Below are 17,011 nucleotides of genomic sequence, written 5' to 3' on the forward strand. Positions count from 1 at the left end.
GTTGACCCGCTCGCGTTGTTTAATACATTGCGATGTCCGCCTTTGGCACAGAGCTTGCCTGATGCGGACGGGCAGTCCTCTGTGAGCGAACAGCGGAAGTCCGCAGTTGTTCTCATTACTGATGAAGGCATTACTTAAATCGCGGTGCGTAAATCAACGGGGATTAAGCCATATGGCCTGAGATGCTTCACGGTATTGACGAGCGTGTCGTTCTAGCAAGCTTTATCGCCGTCAGCCCAGCGCTTGATATCACTTATATTTGGCGACCGGATGCCCACACTCAAGATGTTCTTGGTTGTGTATAGGCTGACCTGTGCTTTGCCCCCATCATGTCTTTCTATTTGAATTAGCGTGTTGTTAATCAACAGTCCCTGCGCAAGGAGCTTTTGATTGATCTCACCTTCATTGCGCTCACCGTCAAACTCGCTTAATACGATGACCGGATTCCCTGAATATGCCTCATATTCCAGGCACTGCCTTGCCATGTGTCTTAAGGTTCGATAGGTATCGGAGGGCTCCGTCTTGCTCGTGAAGCTGCCGTCATAAGATGATTGACTGCTTTTTAATTCGCTGATGGTTATGGCGCACCCGCTGATTGAGATAGAAAATAATAGTACAGACAGGGTCAAATATTTCAATTTCAACTCCATTGTTCTGACAGAGGCCCTCCGCTGGGCTGGTATCAAAATCATGTTTTCTTTCAGGCGGACTTGTGGTTTGGAAAGTCAACAGTCACCATGAGCCCACCTTCTGCAGACGTACTCAGGCATACGCTGCTGTTGTGTTGCTGCGCAACCGCTTTGACTATTGCTAGCCCCAGTCCACTCCCGCTTTGTATCTGATTGGGATCGCGAAAAAACCTATCGAACACGCGCTCCCTCAATTCAAATGGAATGCCGGGCCCTGCATCTGAAACACGTAGCTGAGTAGATTTATCAAGTGATCCTACATCGACCTCAACCCGTCCGCCCTCAGGGCTGTACTTCACGGCATTTTCAATTAAATTATCAATCAGCGACATCAGGCGTTCCCTGACGCCTGTGATCCAGACTTCATCATCAGAGTAGAATTCGAGCTCAATCCTGCGCTCAGCCGCTAGCGGTGCCAGTGCAGCCATTCGCTCTTGTATGAGCGTTGTCAGCGGCACAGGCTCCATAACAGTGTCAATACGCACTTCGCTGTGCATCATCAGCAGCAACTGATTGACAAGACGCGCTGCACGGCTATTGCTGCGAATAATCCCTGCAAGCAACTCCTGTTGATTATCGCTGCTTACATAGGACTGCAAAGCCTCCACATTGATTCGCATCGCAGCCAGTGGGGTACGCAGTTCATGAGCGGCATCTGCAATGAAAACCCGTTCCCTATCAGAACTCTCTCGCACCCTGGCAAGAAATAGATTAGTAGCGTCCACCATTTGGCGAAGCTCCATGTGCTTTGGCACTTCTTTTAAGGGGGAGAGATCTTCTGAAGTTCGTAAGGAAATTTCATTTACCACCTTGTTCCAGGGTCGCATTGCAATACGGATTGACAGCCACGCGGGAAACAAAAGAAAAGGAATGCACACCAGTAGCGGCAATATGTAGTATCCACGCGAGTTCAGGTATATAAAAAAGTTCCAGCCTCCGGCAGGGGTGACAAGTGTTACCTCCGCATCGGATCTCCCGGACTTGAGAGTACGGCTAGTCCAGGTGCGGCCTCCACTCCGGATGCTCTGAATTTTCCCATATCGGGTGTTTGTCACCCCTGCCGGAGCGCCATCAGATGAATAAATTATCTCTTTATTCTTCCGGACGATTAGGCTGATTGACAGTTTCGGATCTTCACCTCCGCCATAACCTTCCCGCAACGCTGTGCTGAACTTTTCCAGCACGGCGGTGAGATCCTGCGGGCGATCATCCATACGATCAACCAATGTAAGAATGGTTTCGTAGGTATTGTTGCCCGTTAGCATAGGGGGGCTACGCAAGTTCTCCCACAAAATGTAGGTCAGAAAAAGACACCAAAGCAGTGTAAGCAGCAGCATCTGGGCGATCATAATTCGCCGTACGAGCGTTGGAGTTCTCAGGTGGCGCCAAAAATTTCGCATCAACCAGCCCCTTTCTGAATCGGCACAGTATCAATGACATACCCTACGCCCCTCACCGTTCGTACATAGCCGTCGCCGATTTTGCGACGTAAATTACCCATATGCACATCGAGTGCATTGCTCATATTTTCTTTTGCGCCGAATATCCTTTCTTCCAGAAACCTTCGTGTAAGCACGCGATCAGTGCGCATCATTAACGTTTCAAGCAGCGCGTATTCACTTGCCGTCAACTCAACATTCCGCGCGCTCACTGTCACGCGACGAGTCGGCACGTGGAGAGATAACCCACGAATTTCTATCACCTCATTCTCAAAACCGTAACTGCGTCGCGCAAGGGCTCTCACCCTGGCCAATAACTCGGCAAGAATAAAAGGTTTGACGAGATAGTCGTCGGCACCGGCATCCAGCCCGCACAGGCGATCCTGCAGAGTGCCTCGCGCGGTCAGAATAATGACGGGGATCCCCTTGAGCTGCTGGCGCAAGTACACCATCAGGCTCATGCCATCGCCGTCAGGCAGTCCGAGGTCGAGCAACACAAGTTCCGGCACGCAGGCATCGAGTTGATGCAGCGCATCCACTTTGCGGCGAACCCATATGACATCTAATCCTTGATCTGCAAGGGCAATACGTACGCCGTTGCCGAGATCCAGGTCGTCTTCGATGAGGAGAATTTTCACAATAGTTACGTTATCAGCAGTGAATGAAGAACGTCTGAAGAAAAAAACGGTATCAGGAAATTTATCAGGTTTGTGTCACCGGCACGTGCTTAAGTATTTCTTCATTTTTAGCTCATGAGAACTTTAGGGTGCGTATTCAAACTGAGCGTTCTGGCGTTTAAAACCCGCTTGTATCGTAATCATTTGAATCCATAAGGACTTCTTTAATGAGCAACTTCGAACTGCGTCATAAGTTCCCCTATTTACTCTCAGGACGCACCCTGAAAAAAATGCTGCCGGGCGCGCTGCTGGCGTTACTGGCCACCCCAACACTTGCGGCAGAACCACAACAGGGTAACGCCTTAACGTTGGGAGGAGGCGTGGATGTTACGCCACTTTATTCTGGTTCGGATGAGAACCGCGTCACGACAGCCCTGGTGCTTGATTACTCGATGCATAATGGGTTCTTCGTGAGTACCACGCGGGGTATCGGTTACGGCAACAGCATCGGCAAGCTGGATTACAGTACTGCGCTGAGTTATCGCGCAGGCCGTAAGGATCATGACGTGGACAGCGACTCAATGAGCGATGGCAGTGACGACTTACGGGGTATGGGCGATGTCAAAGGCTCGGCTATCGGGGCATTGGGTCTGGGGTATAAGGTCACCGACTGGCTTCATTTACAATTGCAGGCTGAGGTGCCGTTTTCTCAGCGGGACAATGGCGCGGCCCTGCATTTCAGCATTATCAGCCCGCTTTATAGCTCATCGGAAAATACCGTGACGATGGCGCTGACCAGCAGTTGGGGAACAGGCAACTATATGCAAACTTACTACGGGGTAAGTTCATCACAGTCAGCCGCATCGGGGTTTACTCAATATGATGCCGGTTCCGGGATTTATGCCTATTCAATGAATATGGACTGGACGCACAAGTTCAACCAGGACTGGAGTGTAGTGGCCGCGACAGGCTTTACGCAGTTGGCTGGTGATGCACGCAACAGCCCGATTGTGCAACGAAAAGCATCGCCCAATGGAAGCTTGAAAGTGACATATCGCTTCTGATCATTGTTCGATTGCACTGTCAATAAATACACACTCGATCCGCCCCGATTCAGATGATGGGGCGGTACTCACAAAGGACGTAAGGATAAAGGGTTACTGGCGTCATGCTATATTCACGTTAAAGCATTAAAACGACTTTGTAGAAAAGATTACACGAAAACTTACAGCAATAACGTCCGCTAATATTAAAGCATTGCCCGATGAATAGATTTTGCCGTTTGGCCTTTTCACATCAAGAGATGCAACATCCGCTTCTGGCACAGAACGGCTGTTAAATCACGTTCGATCTTATGCCCAGGTTCAAAAGAGTCTCTGAATCATTTCCTTCGGTGATTTGATCTTCAGCCCATGCAATGAACAGGGGGGCCAGATCATTGTGGAGAAAGTGATATTTGCGGGAAAAAACAAGCAACCCGAGTAGGTCATTGAGTGTGTATAGAGACGGCATCTGATAATCCTTTACCTGTATTTTTTTCATGAACTCTGACAGTGATAATTTCTGAGTACATCATGAACTGAACAGTGAGTCGGTGTAACCGAATGAAACTCTAATTAACCTTCATTTTATCTTACCTATTGATATGGATTCTATAAAGAGTGCCAGAAGAGGAAGAGATTGCTCAAGCGCTAATTCTGACCATGAGTGATCCTGATAAATCCATTCAGGATTAGAGGAGTATGATCTTACCCACGTAATGTGAACATGGCCCTAAGCGAGGTTCTGGTTTTCAAACTGTTCCGGGCTGAGTCCGCCACAGGCGCTGTTACGTCGCCACCGATTGTAATCACACTCGATATAACTAAACACCGTCGTCCGCATGATTTCCCGGCTGATAAAGCGCTCACCGTGGATACATTCCACCTTCAGCGAGTGGAATTAGAAAAGCCCGCTTAAGGAAACTTAAGCGGGCTTTTTATTCAAATCAGCAACCTGTTTGACTATTTACTTTCTCAATGCACATGCGTATTGCTCGTACCCCAGGCGTGTTGATAACCGGGATATTTATGCACGGTGATTTCGCAAGCTGCTAATATTTATTCTACGATGCTAACATTTGTTTTATCGTTATTATCAGTCACGGCATGAACTTCTATCTTGTGAACTGAAACATCGACCTGATTACTGTTTTTGCTGCAACCAGATGAAAGGCAAAAAAATAGCATATTGATCACCATGATTATTTTCATAATTTATTCCATTTTTAATTAACAAGGTTACAGTCTTGTTGACGTACTCTGTCCTGCTTGTGGCGGATAATGAGAAAAACGAATAAAGTTCGCAGCGGCTCGCCCTCCCTCTAGCTGAGAGGATTCAAGGATTTTCTCTCCGTTGCTACCAATAACACCAATATAAGCAGACCCACCGCCATCTAAATTTAGCGCAGTACCTGGTATTGGGTTTAACTGGTTAATTCTGTTCACTACCATTGACCATTCTGACAATGTATAGCCGTTAGAACTTAAAGCCCCCCTCTCTCCGGTACTTTTTCCTATCAGCAACCGCTGCATCCCCTCGTCAACAATCTTCCTCGTTGAAATAATCGCAGCCCTTGGATTAGGATGTGCCGCATGGGTCAGCGTTCCTGGCTCGGGAATCTGTCTGGGATTTTTTAACTTATAATTTGCATCATTCGCCGGGAGAGATTCAAAGCGGGGCTGACCACCGGAAGATAATAATGGTGCACTACTTAACTTGCTCTGATATCCCAATGAGAGTGAATGATAGTCATTAGCATATTGGGAAGGAACGGGTAGTGACTTTACCTGAGTATTCCCATTATACACAGTGGGGCCTATGGGGGTGTTTTCAGGTTCATTTCCTGCTGCCTTTTGACCCATGTTATAAAACCCCCCATTGATTACCACTGTCATTTTATTTAATGCGTTGACCTTACCCAGGGCTTGCAAATCTTTTCCTGCTGAGGTGACTGGATTTATTACTGTACTCCCCCCTACAACCGACGAGCGGTAATATTTTGAGGAAATAGCCAGATATTCAATGGTTCTGGGCTCACTGGTTTCCCTGGAAAATTTAAATCCTAAAGGACTTAATTGTTCATTAGTTCCTTTAATGGAAACATGGATTAACCCTTCAGCAATATCCTTAACTATAAAATGTGAATTTTTTCCCTGTGAAGGTTTACATCCGTATCCCTTAATTTCATTTTTTGCTTCATCACTGATCATACCGCCAATATCATGATATGAAACAGGGTTATTATGCACCATGCAATATAAATTCAGGCCATCGGCAATACCCCCCGGATCGGCGCTAACCCAACGGCAACACCACGGCATATAATAACGAAGACCATAATAATATAATCCGCTTCTATCCAACTCTTTGCCACTGTAACGGACATATTTATATTTTACTTCGCTGCTATTCCCTGCCCATACGGCAGTACCGCCAAATGGAAAATACTCCTCAATGGTTAATACATTCCCTGCCTCGTCAAGTTCAATATTTTGTGACCGAATAAGATTACCGAGACTGTAACGCCATTGCGGACTGGTAATGCTGGTATCTCCCCCTGTTTCCCAGACCAGTACGCGCAACTGCGCAGACCCCGCGGAGATATTCACTGTCACGATTTGTTCTGAGACATTCTCACCAGCACGGGTACAACGTATTTCCATGCCCGGTAAATACAACACCTGTTGTGTATTCTGCCCGCTATTTAATTGGGCTTTTTTGGCAATCCGCTGATGTCCTCCTGCATAATAATAACGCTCCCAGTCACTGTCATTCTCATTACTGCGCTGCACGAGTGTAATCTGCTGCAATTCATTACGCTGATCCCAGATCATGGGTTGACCGGGCTGAAGCATTAATATATTTCCAGTTGCGTCAAAACTGTCGTCAACATCTTCAGGTTTCACGTCGCCCGTTTGCAGTAGCGCACGATTGTTATTTGTGGCAATAACCGTTTGTTGAGTAAAATTTTGCTCGCTGAGATGTGAGAATTGCGTCATGTTGCCCGCAGCGTCATAGGTATAACTTCGGTTCCAGGGAACAAGATTACTGCTGTCAACAATCGGGGCGGGAAGCTCAGGGCCTTGGTGAACTATTGTATTATTCTGACGACCACTGGCGCTGATCAACTGGTATAACGCATCGTAGGAATAGGTTTTATCCGGCGTCACACGGCGGTTTTTGTAAAATCTGACGTCTTGAGATAGATCGGTGACAAAGGTGACGTTGCCGACGGGATCGTACTCATACCGCAGATCACACAGCGTTGTGTTGTCCCCACGCAGTGTGGTAACCCCCGTAATACGCTGAGTCTCCGCTTCATAAATATACTGTGTAACCACACCATTTCCTGCGGTTTCACGCAGGATCTGACCGGCAGCGGAATATTCAATATCACTGACAGTCACTTTCTCCGTGTCTCCTGCTAACGTGAGATAATGTTCCTGAAGCTGCCCTGCAACATTGCATACCCAGCGTTGCTGATTGCCCCTGGCGTCGGTTTGCAAGGTGGTATTGCCCGTCGCGTCATAGTCCCAGTTGGTCTGAAAACTTTCCGGGTTTAGCGCGACCTGCCAGGCGCTTTCATCTTCTCCAGCCCAGTTTGCCGGTGTATCCATATCGGCAAGCAGTTGCCTGCTGATGCCTGCCGGTTGTCCGGTCAGCATGTAGGCAAGGTTTTTTTCTACACCGGCGGGATCATAATGCGCTATCAGCCTGCTATTTTGATTGAGTGATTTATCGCTACCGTAAATGAACCGTTCACTGACGCAACTGGCCTGATCCATTGCCTGCTCGGTGACCATGACAGGCCGGCCAATGTTGTCATACTGATGCCAGCACTGATTACCTTCACTATCTTGCCCCCAACAAAAGTGTCCTTCACAGGTTCCCATCTGCCATGAACTACCCGCATCGACGCTTTCCGTTTTCAGCGGCTGGCCCGACAAGGAATAGATCGTCGTAATATTCGGCACAACACTTTCACCATGCTGCATACGGGCAAAGAGCCGCGCATCTGTGCTCTGCTTGATAAAACCCTGATCGGTATAGCTGTTTTGCGAGATAAGTTCCTGTAGCGCATCATCCAGACTGGCCCGGTTATAACGCAAACCGCGAATTAATAATCCCCGATTATCGTAGACGCCAATATCTGGCGTCTGAGTGTACAAATTCGTTTGCTGTTTCATTATCGTCCTCTGATTTTTTAATGGGTCCAGATTATCCGGACCCATTGAAAGGTTATGCTGTCAGTGTGTCATTCTCGTCTTCACTGACCACAAACCACGGGTAGTAACTTTTTTTGCGCAGGTAACCTTTCGCCGTAATCACCTTGTTTTCCCTCCCTAATGCATCGTAGTAGTGATCATCGGCGTAACCCTCTGCACGCATCGCGCAGTCTTTTACATACTGCCAGTCGTCAACGAACCCAGGTTGATATTGACGTACCACCAGCCCCTTATTGTCATATTCCACCCTGCCTGAGACTGCCCAGCGAGTTGCGGCGTCAATGATTACCGGTTGCCCGTTTTCATCCACCACCAACTCACCGTCTGCATCTCGTTGCCAGGCTTCACCTGGCGAAACTTTGCCGCAGGCTTGCAACGGGCGACCAAAGCCATCCTGATAAGCAACTGCCACTCTGACTTGTTGCGCACAATCATCGGGATAACGATCTGCGGTGAGGGTCGCCACCTGAACAGGAGAGATTTTTGCCTCGCCAAGGATTTGACGGGTAGCAGCGGAGAGTCCGGTTGCGGTCTTCTGATGACGAAGCCATTGATGACCGGCACTGCGGATAAAACCTTGCGGCGTAAGGAAACGCAGTGACACCAGACGCTGCCACTCATCAGAGGTGAAGGAAAGTGGAATCACCTGCCCCATCCAGCTAAAGAGATCATAGGCAACCCTGCTGGCCTGCGGCTGGATTGACTGTCCGGCGCTGGCAATCACATCCGCGACACTCTGACCCGGTGTCACAGGGCTTGACATTAATGAATCAAAACCTGTTGCCACACCTTGCCCGGAACCATAAAACGTTGTCGCGATAAGATTTCCCAGGGCATCGCGCTGAACTTCCCGGGTGTTATCATTGATATCTACCCCCTGCCAGGGCTGTAAAAAGCGGTAATCGGCAGCGCTGAACATCGTGTTGCCTAAGGCATCCGTTACCGCAACGATCAGGCAGTTGTAATCATCCCATACGAAGGTGGTCGGACCGGTCAGGACGGTGCTTTGCACGGTAACGGGCCGATAAAAACCATCAAGCGCTTTAAAGGTGGTGAAACCCTGTTCAATTGCCCACACTAATGCCTCGTCCGCTCCCTCGGCCTCTAAGACCCGTTCCGTTTGGATATAACCCGCCTCCAGCAGCATGTTTTGCAACGCTTCACTTTCCAGTGCACCGTCATAGGCAGCCAGCGCAGCATCATCCAACTCGGCCACCACGCAATGATCCACCAGCGCGGTAAAATCGGGCGCATCCCCTCCCTGATAAATGACTTCGCTTTGCCCGGCAAAAGTGCGTGGTTGGGTATGGCCCAATAATCCGTCAGGAGAGATAAGATCTTCATAACGCAGGCCGCCGCCGCGCCAAGCCGGCTGGCTTAGAAAATTTTGCCGTTGCTGATGGGCAAGCCCCAGACGCCAGGCCTGGCTGTCAACCAGGTGGTAAACACTGCAACGCTGCTCGCTGATGCGCAGGAATGTCTGCTGATCGTCGTAACTACTTTGCCAGGTGGTCGGTGGCAATGTGTCCGGATAAGGGTTGTCGGCTGGCTGGTCACGGCGGGGGTAATTAAGATTCACAGACCAAAGCGGCGTGGCAAACTCATCACGTTGTATTGTGACATGCTGACTCACCTGTGGGTCAACCGCCAGCCGTTCATAGCCCCAGTTCCATTGCTCCAGCGGCGCAACCAGCGCCACGCACGGCTGGCTGCTACAGGCGACCTGTACCCGACGAACCAGATAGCGGTTAAGGCTCACCTGATAAGGGATGTTTTCCTGATCTCCACCGTCCAGACCATAGCTTTCACTGCGCAGTAACTGTCCTTTCAGCGCCCGATAAAGCCACCATGAGTCGGTGTCGTCAGCCTGTAACGGGATGTCCATTTCATCCTCTTCGCTGTATTCGCTAAAGTACGTCGGGCTTATCGCGAAGGCCAGTGGATCCTGATACGGCGTACCATACAAAGACGCTTCATCCTGCTGCTGACCGGTGTGATACCAACCTTTTGTTAATAAGGGCGGTGTAAAACTGATGGGACTACCATCACTGGCCCAGTCTCTCTGGCTATCCTGCAACTCAAGATAGCCAAAACCACGAAATTCCCGTTCATTGCCGTCATAAACCCCTTTGCGATAGCGATACTGTTGCGTAAGGATATTGCCGGTAATTTCGTCGGTAGCGACCACCTGCGACACAATGTGAACCGGAAAAGGAAGCTGGCTAACTGCCTGAGTATTTTCCTTTTTTTCATCCAGCCATTCCTGAGCAGAACTCCGGTAAATAAGCGAGGTATCGCCGCCCATATTGTTATTCGTCCCGCTGAGTAACCAGGGCTTCGCGGTGGCAAAATCGTAACGCCAGTGTTGGGGGGTCGGATGGGGTAGTGAAAATATCAGGCTGGCCATTCCCTGCCCCTGGACGTCTGCCGCACTGACCTGGCACAGCCTGTCATAGCGCGTTCCCTCCGGCAGCGGCAATGTGACCGGCGCGGAAAGACTGTTTCCTGACTGATTAAACCAGATACGCAACTGATCGCTTTCCCTATACAGCAGATCGGCGGTACCAGAACCATCGAGATCGGCTAACAGCACCTGTTCGGGGTTAAACGTCTGTTCGTCAAAATCAAGTGCGGCGAGCTGGAACGGCGCGGCAAAGACGCCGCCCCCGAGATTTGGCCAGACGGTAATGTCATTGTAACGAATGCGTACCAGATGCAGCTGACCGCTACCCAGCACATCACTGAATGCCACCAGTTCCCGGGCATCACGCCCGGCAACCGTCAAGTCATTGCGTTGGCTGACCGTCAGTGCCGGGGCGAATCCCTCGCGCAGATTGCCGTAAAACCGCACACTTTTCGGACCTATCATCGCCAGATCGCTCAGACCGTCACCCGTCAAATCCACCAGTTGTGCCTGCGTATGGAAAAACTCGCTCGGCAAGGTGTTGAACGCCGTAAAATTCGACCACTGGGCATCAGGGCTGAGTGAGAAAAACCCCGCCAGTCCCGGCTGTGTCACCAGCCAGTCCAGCTTGCCATTGCCGGTGATATCCATCAGCCGTGTTTTTGCAGGTTGTAGCGAGGGCTGCCATGGAAGGGGCTGCCAGGCGCTGTAACTGACCGAATCCCCTTCAGCAGAGCCCCGTTCCGGCGCGCGATAACGCCACTGCTGTCCGGCACGGTATAAAATGCCGGGAAGACCTTCCCCAAAGAGATCCACCAGCTGGTAAAACGGGCTTTCATCCACCCCCGGCATAGCGTCAAACGGTTGCCATTGGTCCGCATCCAGTCGCGGTTCAAACGTGTTGTAGCGTAAGTCCAGTGGCGGCACACACTGTACCGTTCCTGCGTCATCCCAGGCCATTGACTGAGCGCCCACCAGCACAGTGAGGCGGGGATCCTGCTGATATTCAAGCCGGAGACAGGAAACCAGGGTGTCCTCTTCTGCCAGTTCGTCAGGAAAATGATGGAACATTAGTACCTGCTGGCATAACCGGTGAGTACGGATCTCAAAGCCATAGTCATAACGGGAAAAAGGATCCTGGCGCAATGTCCATGGCCCGGTTGCCGTGAACAACGGTGCGGTATCAGGATCCATTCCACGTTCGCCATAATCGAAGACCAGCGTAAACAACCAGTGTTGACTGGCTGACAGATCCTGCCATGCATAGAGGTCGGGCGACGCCACAACGTTGCTGTAGTCTATCCCCACCAGATAACGCTGGCTGCGACAATCGCGGCTGGCTTCAACCGAACCTTCTGCTATGCCATCGGTGGTTTCCGGCTGATAGCGATAATGAATATGCTCTCCGCCGGGAGAAACCGACTCTTCCAGCATCCACACCGCAATGTGGGTGGTGTTATCCGGATCGGCAATTTGCGTATTGGCGTTTTTGCCAAAGCAGTGCAACTGACCGTCTGTGCCGTGCAACAGCCAGAACTGCGCAGTGTCATGTTGCCAGCTTTCGATACGGGTAAAGGCACCTTCGATCCGGGGGGAATAACGAACGACCTGCCAGGTTTCGTTCAGTTGAATCTCACCATAAGCGGCACAGGTGGTGGTAATCACCTGCCCATTTTCATCCCGCTCAGGCATGAGTACTTCGCCACCCGGTGCTAAAAACTCATCCTGACCGGTGTACTGAGGCACGCCCTGAGAGGTACGGCGGCTGATGTAAGGAATATTCACGCCCCAGCCGAGGCCAAAAACACCATTACCGGCGCTGCTGCTGTAGCTCAGCCCAATATCCGGGCCATAACCACGCCCTGCGGAAACCGGTAAAGGAATGGAAAGACTTGCCAGGCCAGATGGCCCGATATTGCCTAGCGCTTCACCCATGCCAGGCAGCGCACCGCCGCCTTTGGGTAAGGAGGGGGGCGTCACTGCCACCGAACGAGACTGATTCTGCTGTGTCATGCACAATTCTCCCGCCACCGACATGCGTCGGTGGCCTCAATGAATTAAAGGATTAAGGTTGCGATGCGATGACCGACTGTTCAAAAGTGGAACCACCGTAGACGGCGGTGTAATGCACCTGAACAATCACATCGCTCAACGCTGCAAGAAGCGCACTTTGTTCCGCAGACGTCGGATTAGGGAAGCTCAGTTGCCAGGCCGAGACCGCCCCTGTTCCCTCAAACGGCAGATAGCGTTCGTCACTAAAGCTCAGCTCAAACAGCCCGCTGTCATTCAGGCCGCTTGAAACCGCCACTTGCTGGCTGGCTCGCAGGTTATTGATAATGTTTGTGTTGCTACCAGTGTCAGAGTCATTGAGGTGATTCACTCCCTCGATATCCGCTTTTAGCAGCGTACTGCTGGAGGTTTGTGTCAAGGTTGCCCGCACGTCCTGGTAAGGCCCCAATAATGTCGGTAACGAGACGGTGACAAATTTCAACTGCCGCTGATAATGGCCAGGATAATCACTGTCCAGAAGTGATTCATTGAGGGCAAAATTCAGCGTGCCCTTCGCGATAAATGCGTTCCAGGTTGTGTCATCATTAATTAATGATTTCAGCGACAGTGTTTTAGTCAGCTCCAGACGACGCTGGTTACGGTTAAGCCAGGAGGACTCCATCTGATGCAGATTGAGTTGTAAAGATTCTCCCACCAGCAGCCCGTGATACGTGTCGTTCCAGGTATTCGGCTGAATAAACCGGGTCACGGTATCGCACATTTCATATTGCCAGCAAGCCTCTGCACTCAGGCACAGAGATACCACTGCGTCATAAGCCTGATAATAAAGTGCGGATAGTTGCCCGGTGAGCCAGTTGTAAAGCGAAGCCTGGGTAAAACGAGACGTCAGGTAGTTCAGCGTTGTTTGCAGGTTTGCCTGTTGCGCCTGCGCCTGCTGTAACGAGGTCTGTGCAGCCTGCTGTCGTATTGCCAGCGCAGCAAGCTGATCGTCGATATTTGTGATCTGGCGATCGGCCTGATCGGCCTGGAATTGCCACTCCTCATTGCGACGACGATATTCTTCGGAAAGTTGAATACGGCTGGCGACCAGTTCCTGACTCTGACCCGTCAGTTGCAGGATCAAGCCCGATGCGTAAGCCGCACCGCCCCATTTCGAGCCGCCATCGGAAAATCCAAAAATATCAGGTGCCATATTCATACCGGCCCCCACAGCAATAAGCGGTTCGGCTGCCGTGAGCAGGGAGCTGGCGCTGGTTTGCAGATTCATCGCCTGACTTTCGCTGGAGGACACCCCATTGGTACACAGTGTAGAATAGTGATTACTGGCCTCCACGGCGATGGTCTTGCTGGCTTCAAGCGCCGTCTGGTCAGCATTCAGCGCATCAATAGCCTGCTGTTGTAAGCTGATGGTGAAGCTGGAAATATCCACCATCTGCTGTGCCTGCATTTGCTGTAATGACGCATTGTCGCCGCGCTCATAAAAACTGAGCAATGTCTGACCAAATTGCGTCAGCGTACTCACCGCACCATAAGCACTTTGCAACATTCTGCGGAATCGATACGGCGGAATCATCGCTGAAAGCCCGGCACTGGCGCTCGTCAGTGAACCGCCCTGCGCCGATTGCTGCATGAGTACGGTAGGGTTCACTGGCGTCGCATACAGCGGAATATTCAGCGGCTGACCATCGATACTCAGATTGTGTCGCAGGTTATACATGCGGGAATCCAGCACATTCCAGTAATTCAAAAGCTGCGTGTTGAGTGGCAGAACGAAATTAGGATTGATGTCGGTTTGCAGGGCAGTGGCCATCTTACCGGGGAAGGCATAAAGTCTGTCTGCTAAAGTGTTCTCCAGCTGGCTTAGCTGAGGATCAGTTGCACCCGCGATGACGTCCAGCGTGTCTGGCTGCCAGCGGTTTACAAGTTGCACATCCGGGCGCGGTCCCAGCAGATTTTTGGCCTGGCTATAGCGCAGTTTCGCCTGACTGAGTCCATCATTGGTCAGCAAACGGTAATCTGCATCACCGGCTGCGATCATATTGCGGACATAGGCCATAAACAGTGCTTTTTGATAATGCATAGGATCGGCAGTGGCCAGCGCATCCGGGTCGACGGGATTTTGTAATGAGTCAGCCAGACTTTCGGGGCTACTCTCTTCGACCAAAGGCCGGACGCTCCAGTAATCCGGTTCATCGTTATCACGGCCGCGCGCGGTGGGGTCAAAGATATAATTTAGCCAACTCAGGGCTTCATCATATTGCTGTTCCTGATTCAGGCGATACCCCACCAGGAAAGGCATATGAAAAAATAACTCCCAGAAATAAAGCCCGTTGGCACCATTAAAATCCATGGGGGCAGGTTCGCCATCGGCAACCAGTGCAGGCTCCTCGGTCATCTGCGTATCCCAGGAAAGCAAAGCATCAATACTGGTGCTGGCTTTATTAATCAGCTCTTTGGCAAATAACGTATTCAGGCGAATAGGACTAATTGGCGTGCCATCGGAAAAAGTCATTGACTGAAAATCGAGAAATACAGCAGTGCCGAGTTTAGAATCAGTATATTCTGACAATGAAGGTGTAAGAATTGTGTCCATAGAGGTCACAGTAATATTAAATGAACGCCATGCTATAGTACTGTACGGGTCTCCTCCTTGTTGTTCTCTTTCAATCCCATACACAAAGGTTGTTATACCTATAGTGCCAGGGATCTTGACGGCGTATTCTTCATCAGTACCCGCATAAATTATTTTTTGAGCAAGCGGGCTATTCTCCGCACCCCAGTCCCCAACAAAGGCTTTGGCCCACCAAGTGATGGGGTCTTTATCAGGTTGATCCATGTAGAAGTTTGGAGAAACATGTCCACCGCCATAGTTAAAATATAAATTAGCGACTTCACTATTCCAAAGCTTATCTTTTAGCTCTTTATATTCCATCGGGTAATTACTGAATATATAATTTTCATTATCAGAATTATATTCTATATTCTCGTCACTCTGATAAACTGGATCGGAGTAAAAAACACCGCGGTCGTCCTGAATGTTCATATCGACACCGCTGAGATCAGCATGATCCTCCAGGTCAATAGATACACTGCCATTTAAATAGGCTATATTATCGCAAAACTCAATTGATATGTCCGAACTAGTGATATCCCCGGAAGCACCACTGATCTTGTAAAATTGATAAGTACATGGGTCAACAGAATATTTCAATGGTATTGAAATTATATAAGTGTTATCTGTCTGTTTAGTTAAACTCATGTCGCCTATGGAAATATTATCAATGTAAGACAGTATCCCACCGTTAAAGTTATCACCGCTGTCTACAGCTGAAACAGAAGTAATAATAACTTCATCATCGCCCGGTATTGTATACTGAATTAATTTTTGACCATCGGCCGTTCCAAAAACACTACATACGGGAGAAACATAAGTATCTTCATACAGAACGGGATTGAACCATGCGTCAACTCCCACGCTAAACGTCTGATATATACCATCTTCAACTGTCACATACAAACAGAAAAAACCCGTTGCTGATTCCGACTGCTCAGTTTTGTTGCTGCACAAAGCCATAGTGAAATAGTCATTAGCCTCTGCAGACAACAACAAACTCGTGCTACGATTACCTTCACGTGAACCTACCACGGAGATTGCACTCCAGGTATTATCAAAACGCAAATATGAGGTATTACAGGTCAGTGTTATAATATCATCAACGGTTGTTCCATCTTCACTCACTGTCTGTCCTGTCACCATTCTTTCAAACCAGACAGCATAGAGTCTATTATTAAAGATAGTCGGCCTGACGGTGCCAACAAGCGCATCGTCATTGATAGATAATGTGGCTTCATTCCATTCTGACCAGGCATTTACAGAAATAACATTTGAAACATTCTCAGCCATATCGAAAGTACGCCAAAAATATTTCGCTGAGGATCCCCTCGTTTTCCCCAGCAGATAGTATCTGTCCTTTGTCACATCAACGCCATTAAGATAACCGCTTACCATATCCAGATTGGCCACCTGCTCGAACTCATTCAAATAGTTAAGAACGGCATCCTGTGCTGTATCAGAATTAATCTTGTTTTGATTAAGAATGGTTTCCAGATCCTGAAAATAGGTAGTTTTATTTTGGCGTAATGTCGGATCAATATAATCCTCAGGGTAGTTTTGCAACTCCATTTCCCCTGCCCAGATAGCGTACTGATTATTCCCATTTTTCCAGCCCTGTAACTGGTCGTTATCAATATTACTACTATTAAAATCCGGCTCCATATTTAACGCCATGCTGTTCATATACTGCTGGATGCTGGATATTGCTGCCGCCACCTGAGAGGTCGTCACATCATTAGAAACCATTGGATCAATCAAAAGATATTCATACACATCTTCCGGTGTTTTAATATAAGGTGACAAATCAGCATTATTTTCTACATACTGACCGAGATAATAAGAAAGCAACGCATTACGGTGCGTCTGATTTAATTGTGCAGAAATTGACGTTGTCATAAATAATATTCCTGTGCGAATTTTAGACAGGCGGGGTTACCACAGCGATCGCGGTAATTCCGACACGTTAAATAA

The 17,011-nt window shown here is 49.3% G+C and carries 7 protein-coding genes and 1 pseudogene; 1 reads left to right on the forward strand and 7 read right to left on the reverse strand.

Going from position 1 to position 17,011, the window contains the following annotated elements; all coding sequences use genetic code 11:
• Nucleotides 1–212: 212 nt before the first annotated feature.
• The 3 genes from RAHAQ2_RS13235 to RAHAQ2_RS13245 are packed head-to-tail and all read right to left on the reverse strand — an operon-like array spanning nucleotide 213 to nucleotide 2,766.
• The gene (locus RAHAQ2_RS13235) at nucleotides 213–650 is read right to left on the reverse strand and encodes a hypothetical protein (RefSeq protein ID WP_015697724.1); all 438 of its coding nucleotides are present in this window, start codon (nucleotides 648–650) and stop codon (nucleotides 213–215) included.
• 50 nt (nucleotides 651–700) lie between these two features.
• Nucleotides 701–2,089, reverse strand: coding sequence for a sensor histidine kinase (locus RAHAQ2_RS13240; protein ID WP_015697725.1), 1,389 nt, complete (start codon nucleotides 2,087–2,089; stop codon nucleotides 701–703).
• Nucleotides 2,089–2,766, reverse strand: a complete 678-nt coding sequence (locus tag RAHAQ2_RS13245; RefSeq protein WP_015697726.1) for a response regulator — start codon at nucleotides 2,764–2,766, stop codon at nucleotides 2,089–2,091. Before RAHAQ2_RS13245 ends, RAHAQ2_RS13240 begins: the two co-directional genes overlap by 1 nt.
• A 206-nt stretch (nucleotides 2,767–2,972) precedes the next feature.
• Here RAHAQ2_RS13245 and RAHAQ2_RS13250 point away from each other — a divergent pair, with 206 nt between their 5' ends.
• Entirely contained in the window at nucleotides 2,973–3,809 is an 837-nt protein-coding gene (locus RAHAQ2_RS13250; protein ID WP_015697727.1) for a MipA/OmpV family protein, read from the forward strand.
• Nucleotides 3,810–4,518: 709 nt separating this feature from the next.
• On the opposite strand, the pseudogene RAHAQ2_RS24980 reads toward RAHAQ2_RS13250, so the two are convergent.
• From RAHAQ2_RS24980 to RAHAQ2_RS13275, 4 genes and pseudogenes are all read right to left on the reverse strand, one after another.
• Nucleotides 4,519–4,686: pseudogene (locus RAHAQ2_RS24980) on the reverse strand (integrase core domain-containing protein); the annotation flags it as partial.
• Nucleotides 4,687–5,024: 338 nt separating this feature from the next.
• The gene (locus RAHAQ2_RS26220) at nucleotides 5,025–6,290 is read right to left on the reverse strand and encodes an RHS repeat-associated core domain-containing protein (RefSeq protein ID WP_420802815.1); all 1,266 of its coding nucleotides are present in this window, start codon (nucleotides 6,288–6,290) and stop codon (nucleotides 5,025–5,027) included.
• Between the two features lie 1,735 nt (nucleotides 6,291–8,025).
• Nucleotides 8,026–12,429: a SpvB/TcaC N-terminal domain-containing protein gene (locus RAHAQ2_RS13270; RefSeq protein WP_041682449.1), complete on the reverse strand. Its 4,404-nt coding sequence runs from the start codon at nucleotides 12,427–12,429 to the stop codon at nucleotides 8,026–8,028.
• A 52-nt stretch (nucleotides 12,430–12,481) separates the two neighbouring features.
• Nucleotides 12,482–16,936 (reverse strand): Tc toxin subunit A-related protein, encoded by a 4,455-nt coding sequence (locus RAHAQ2_RS13275; RefSeq protein WP_015697732.1) that lies wholly within the window; start codon nucleotides 16,934–16,936, stop codon nucleotides 12,482–12,484.
• Nucleotides 16,937–17,011: the final 75 nt, after the last annotated feature.

It is taken from the genome of Rahnella aquatilis CIP 78.65 = ATCC 33071, from assembly GCF_000241955.1.
Lineage (GTDB): Bacteria > Pseudomonadota > Gammaproteobacteria > Enterobacterales > Enterobacteriaceae > Rahnella > Rahnella aquatilis.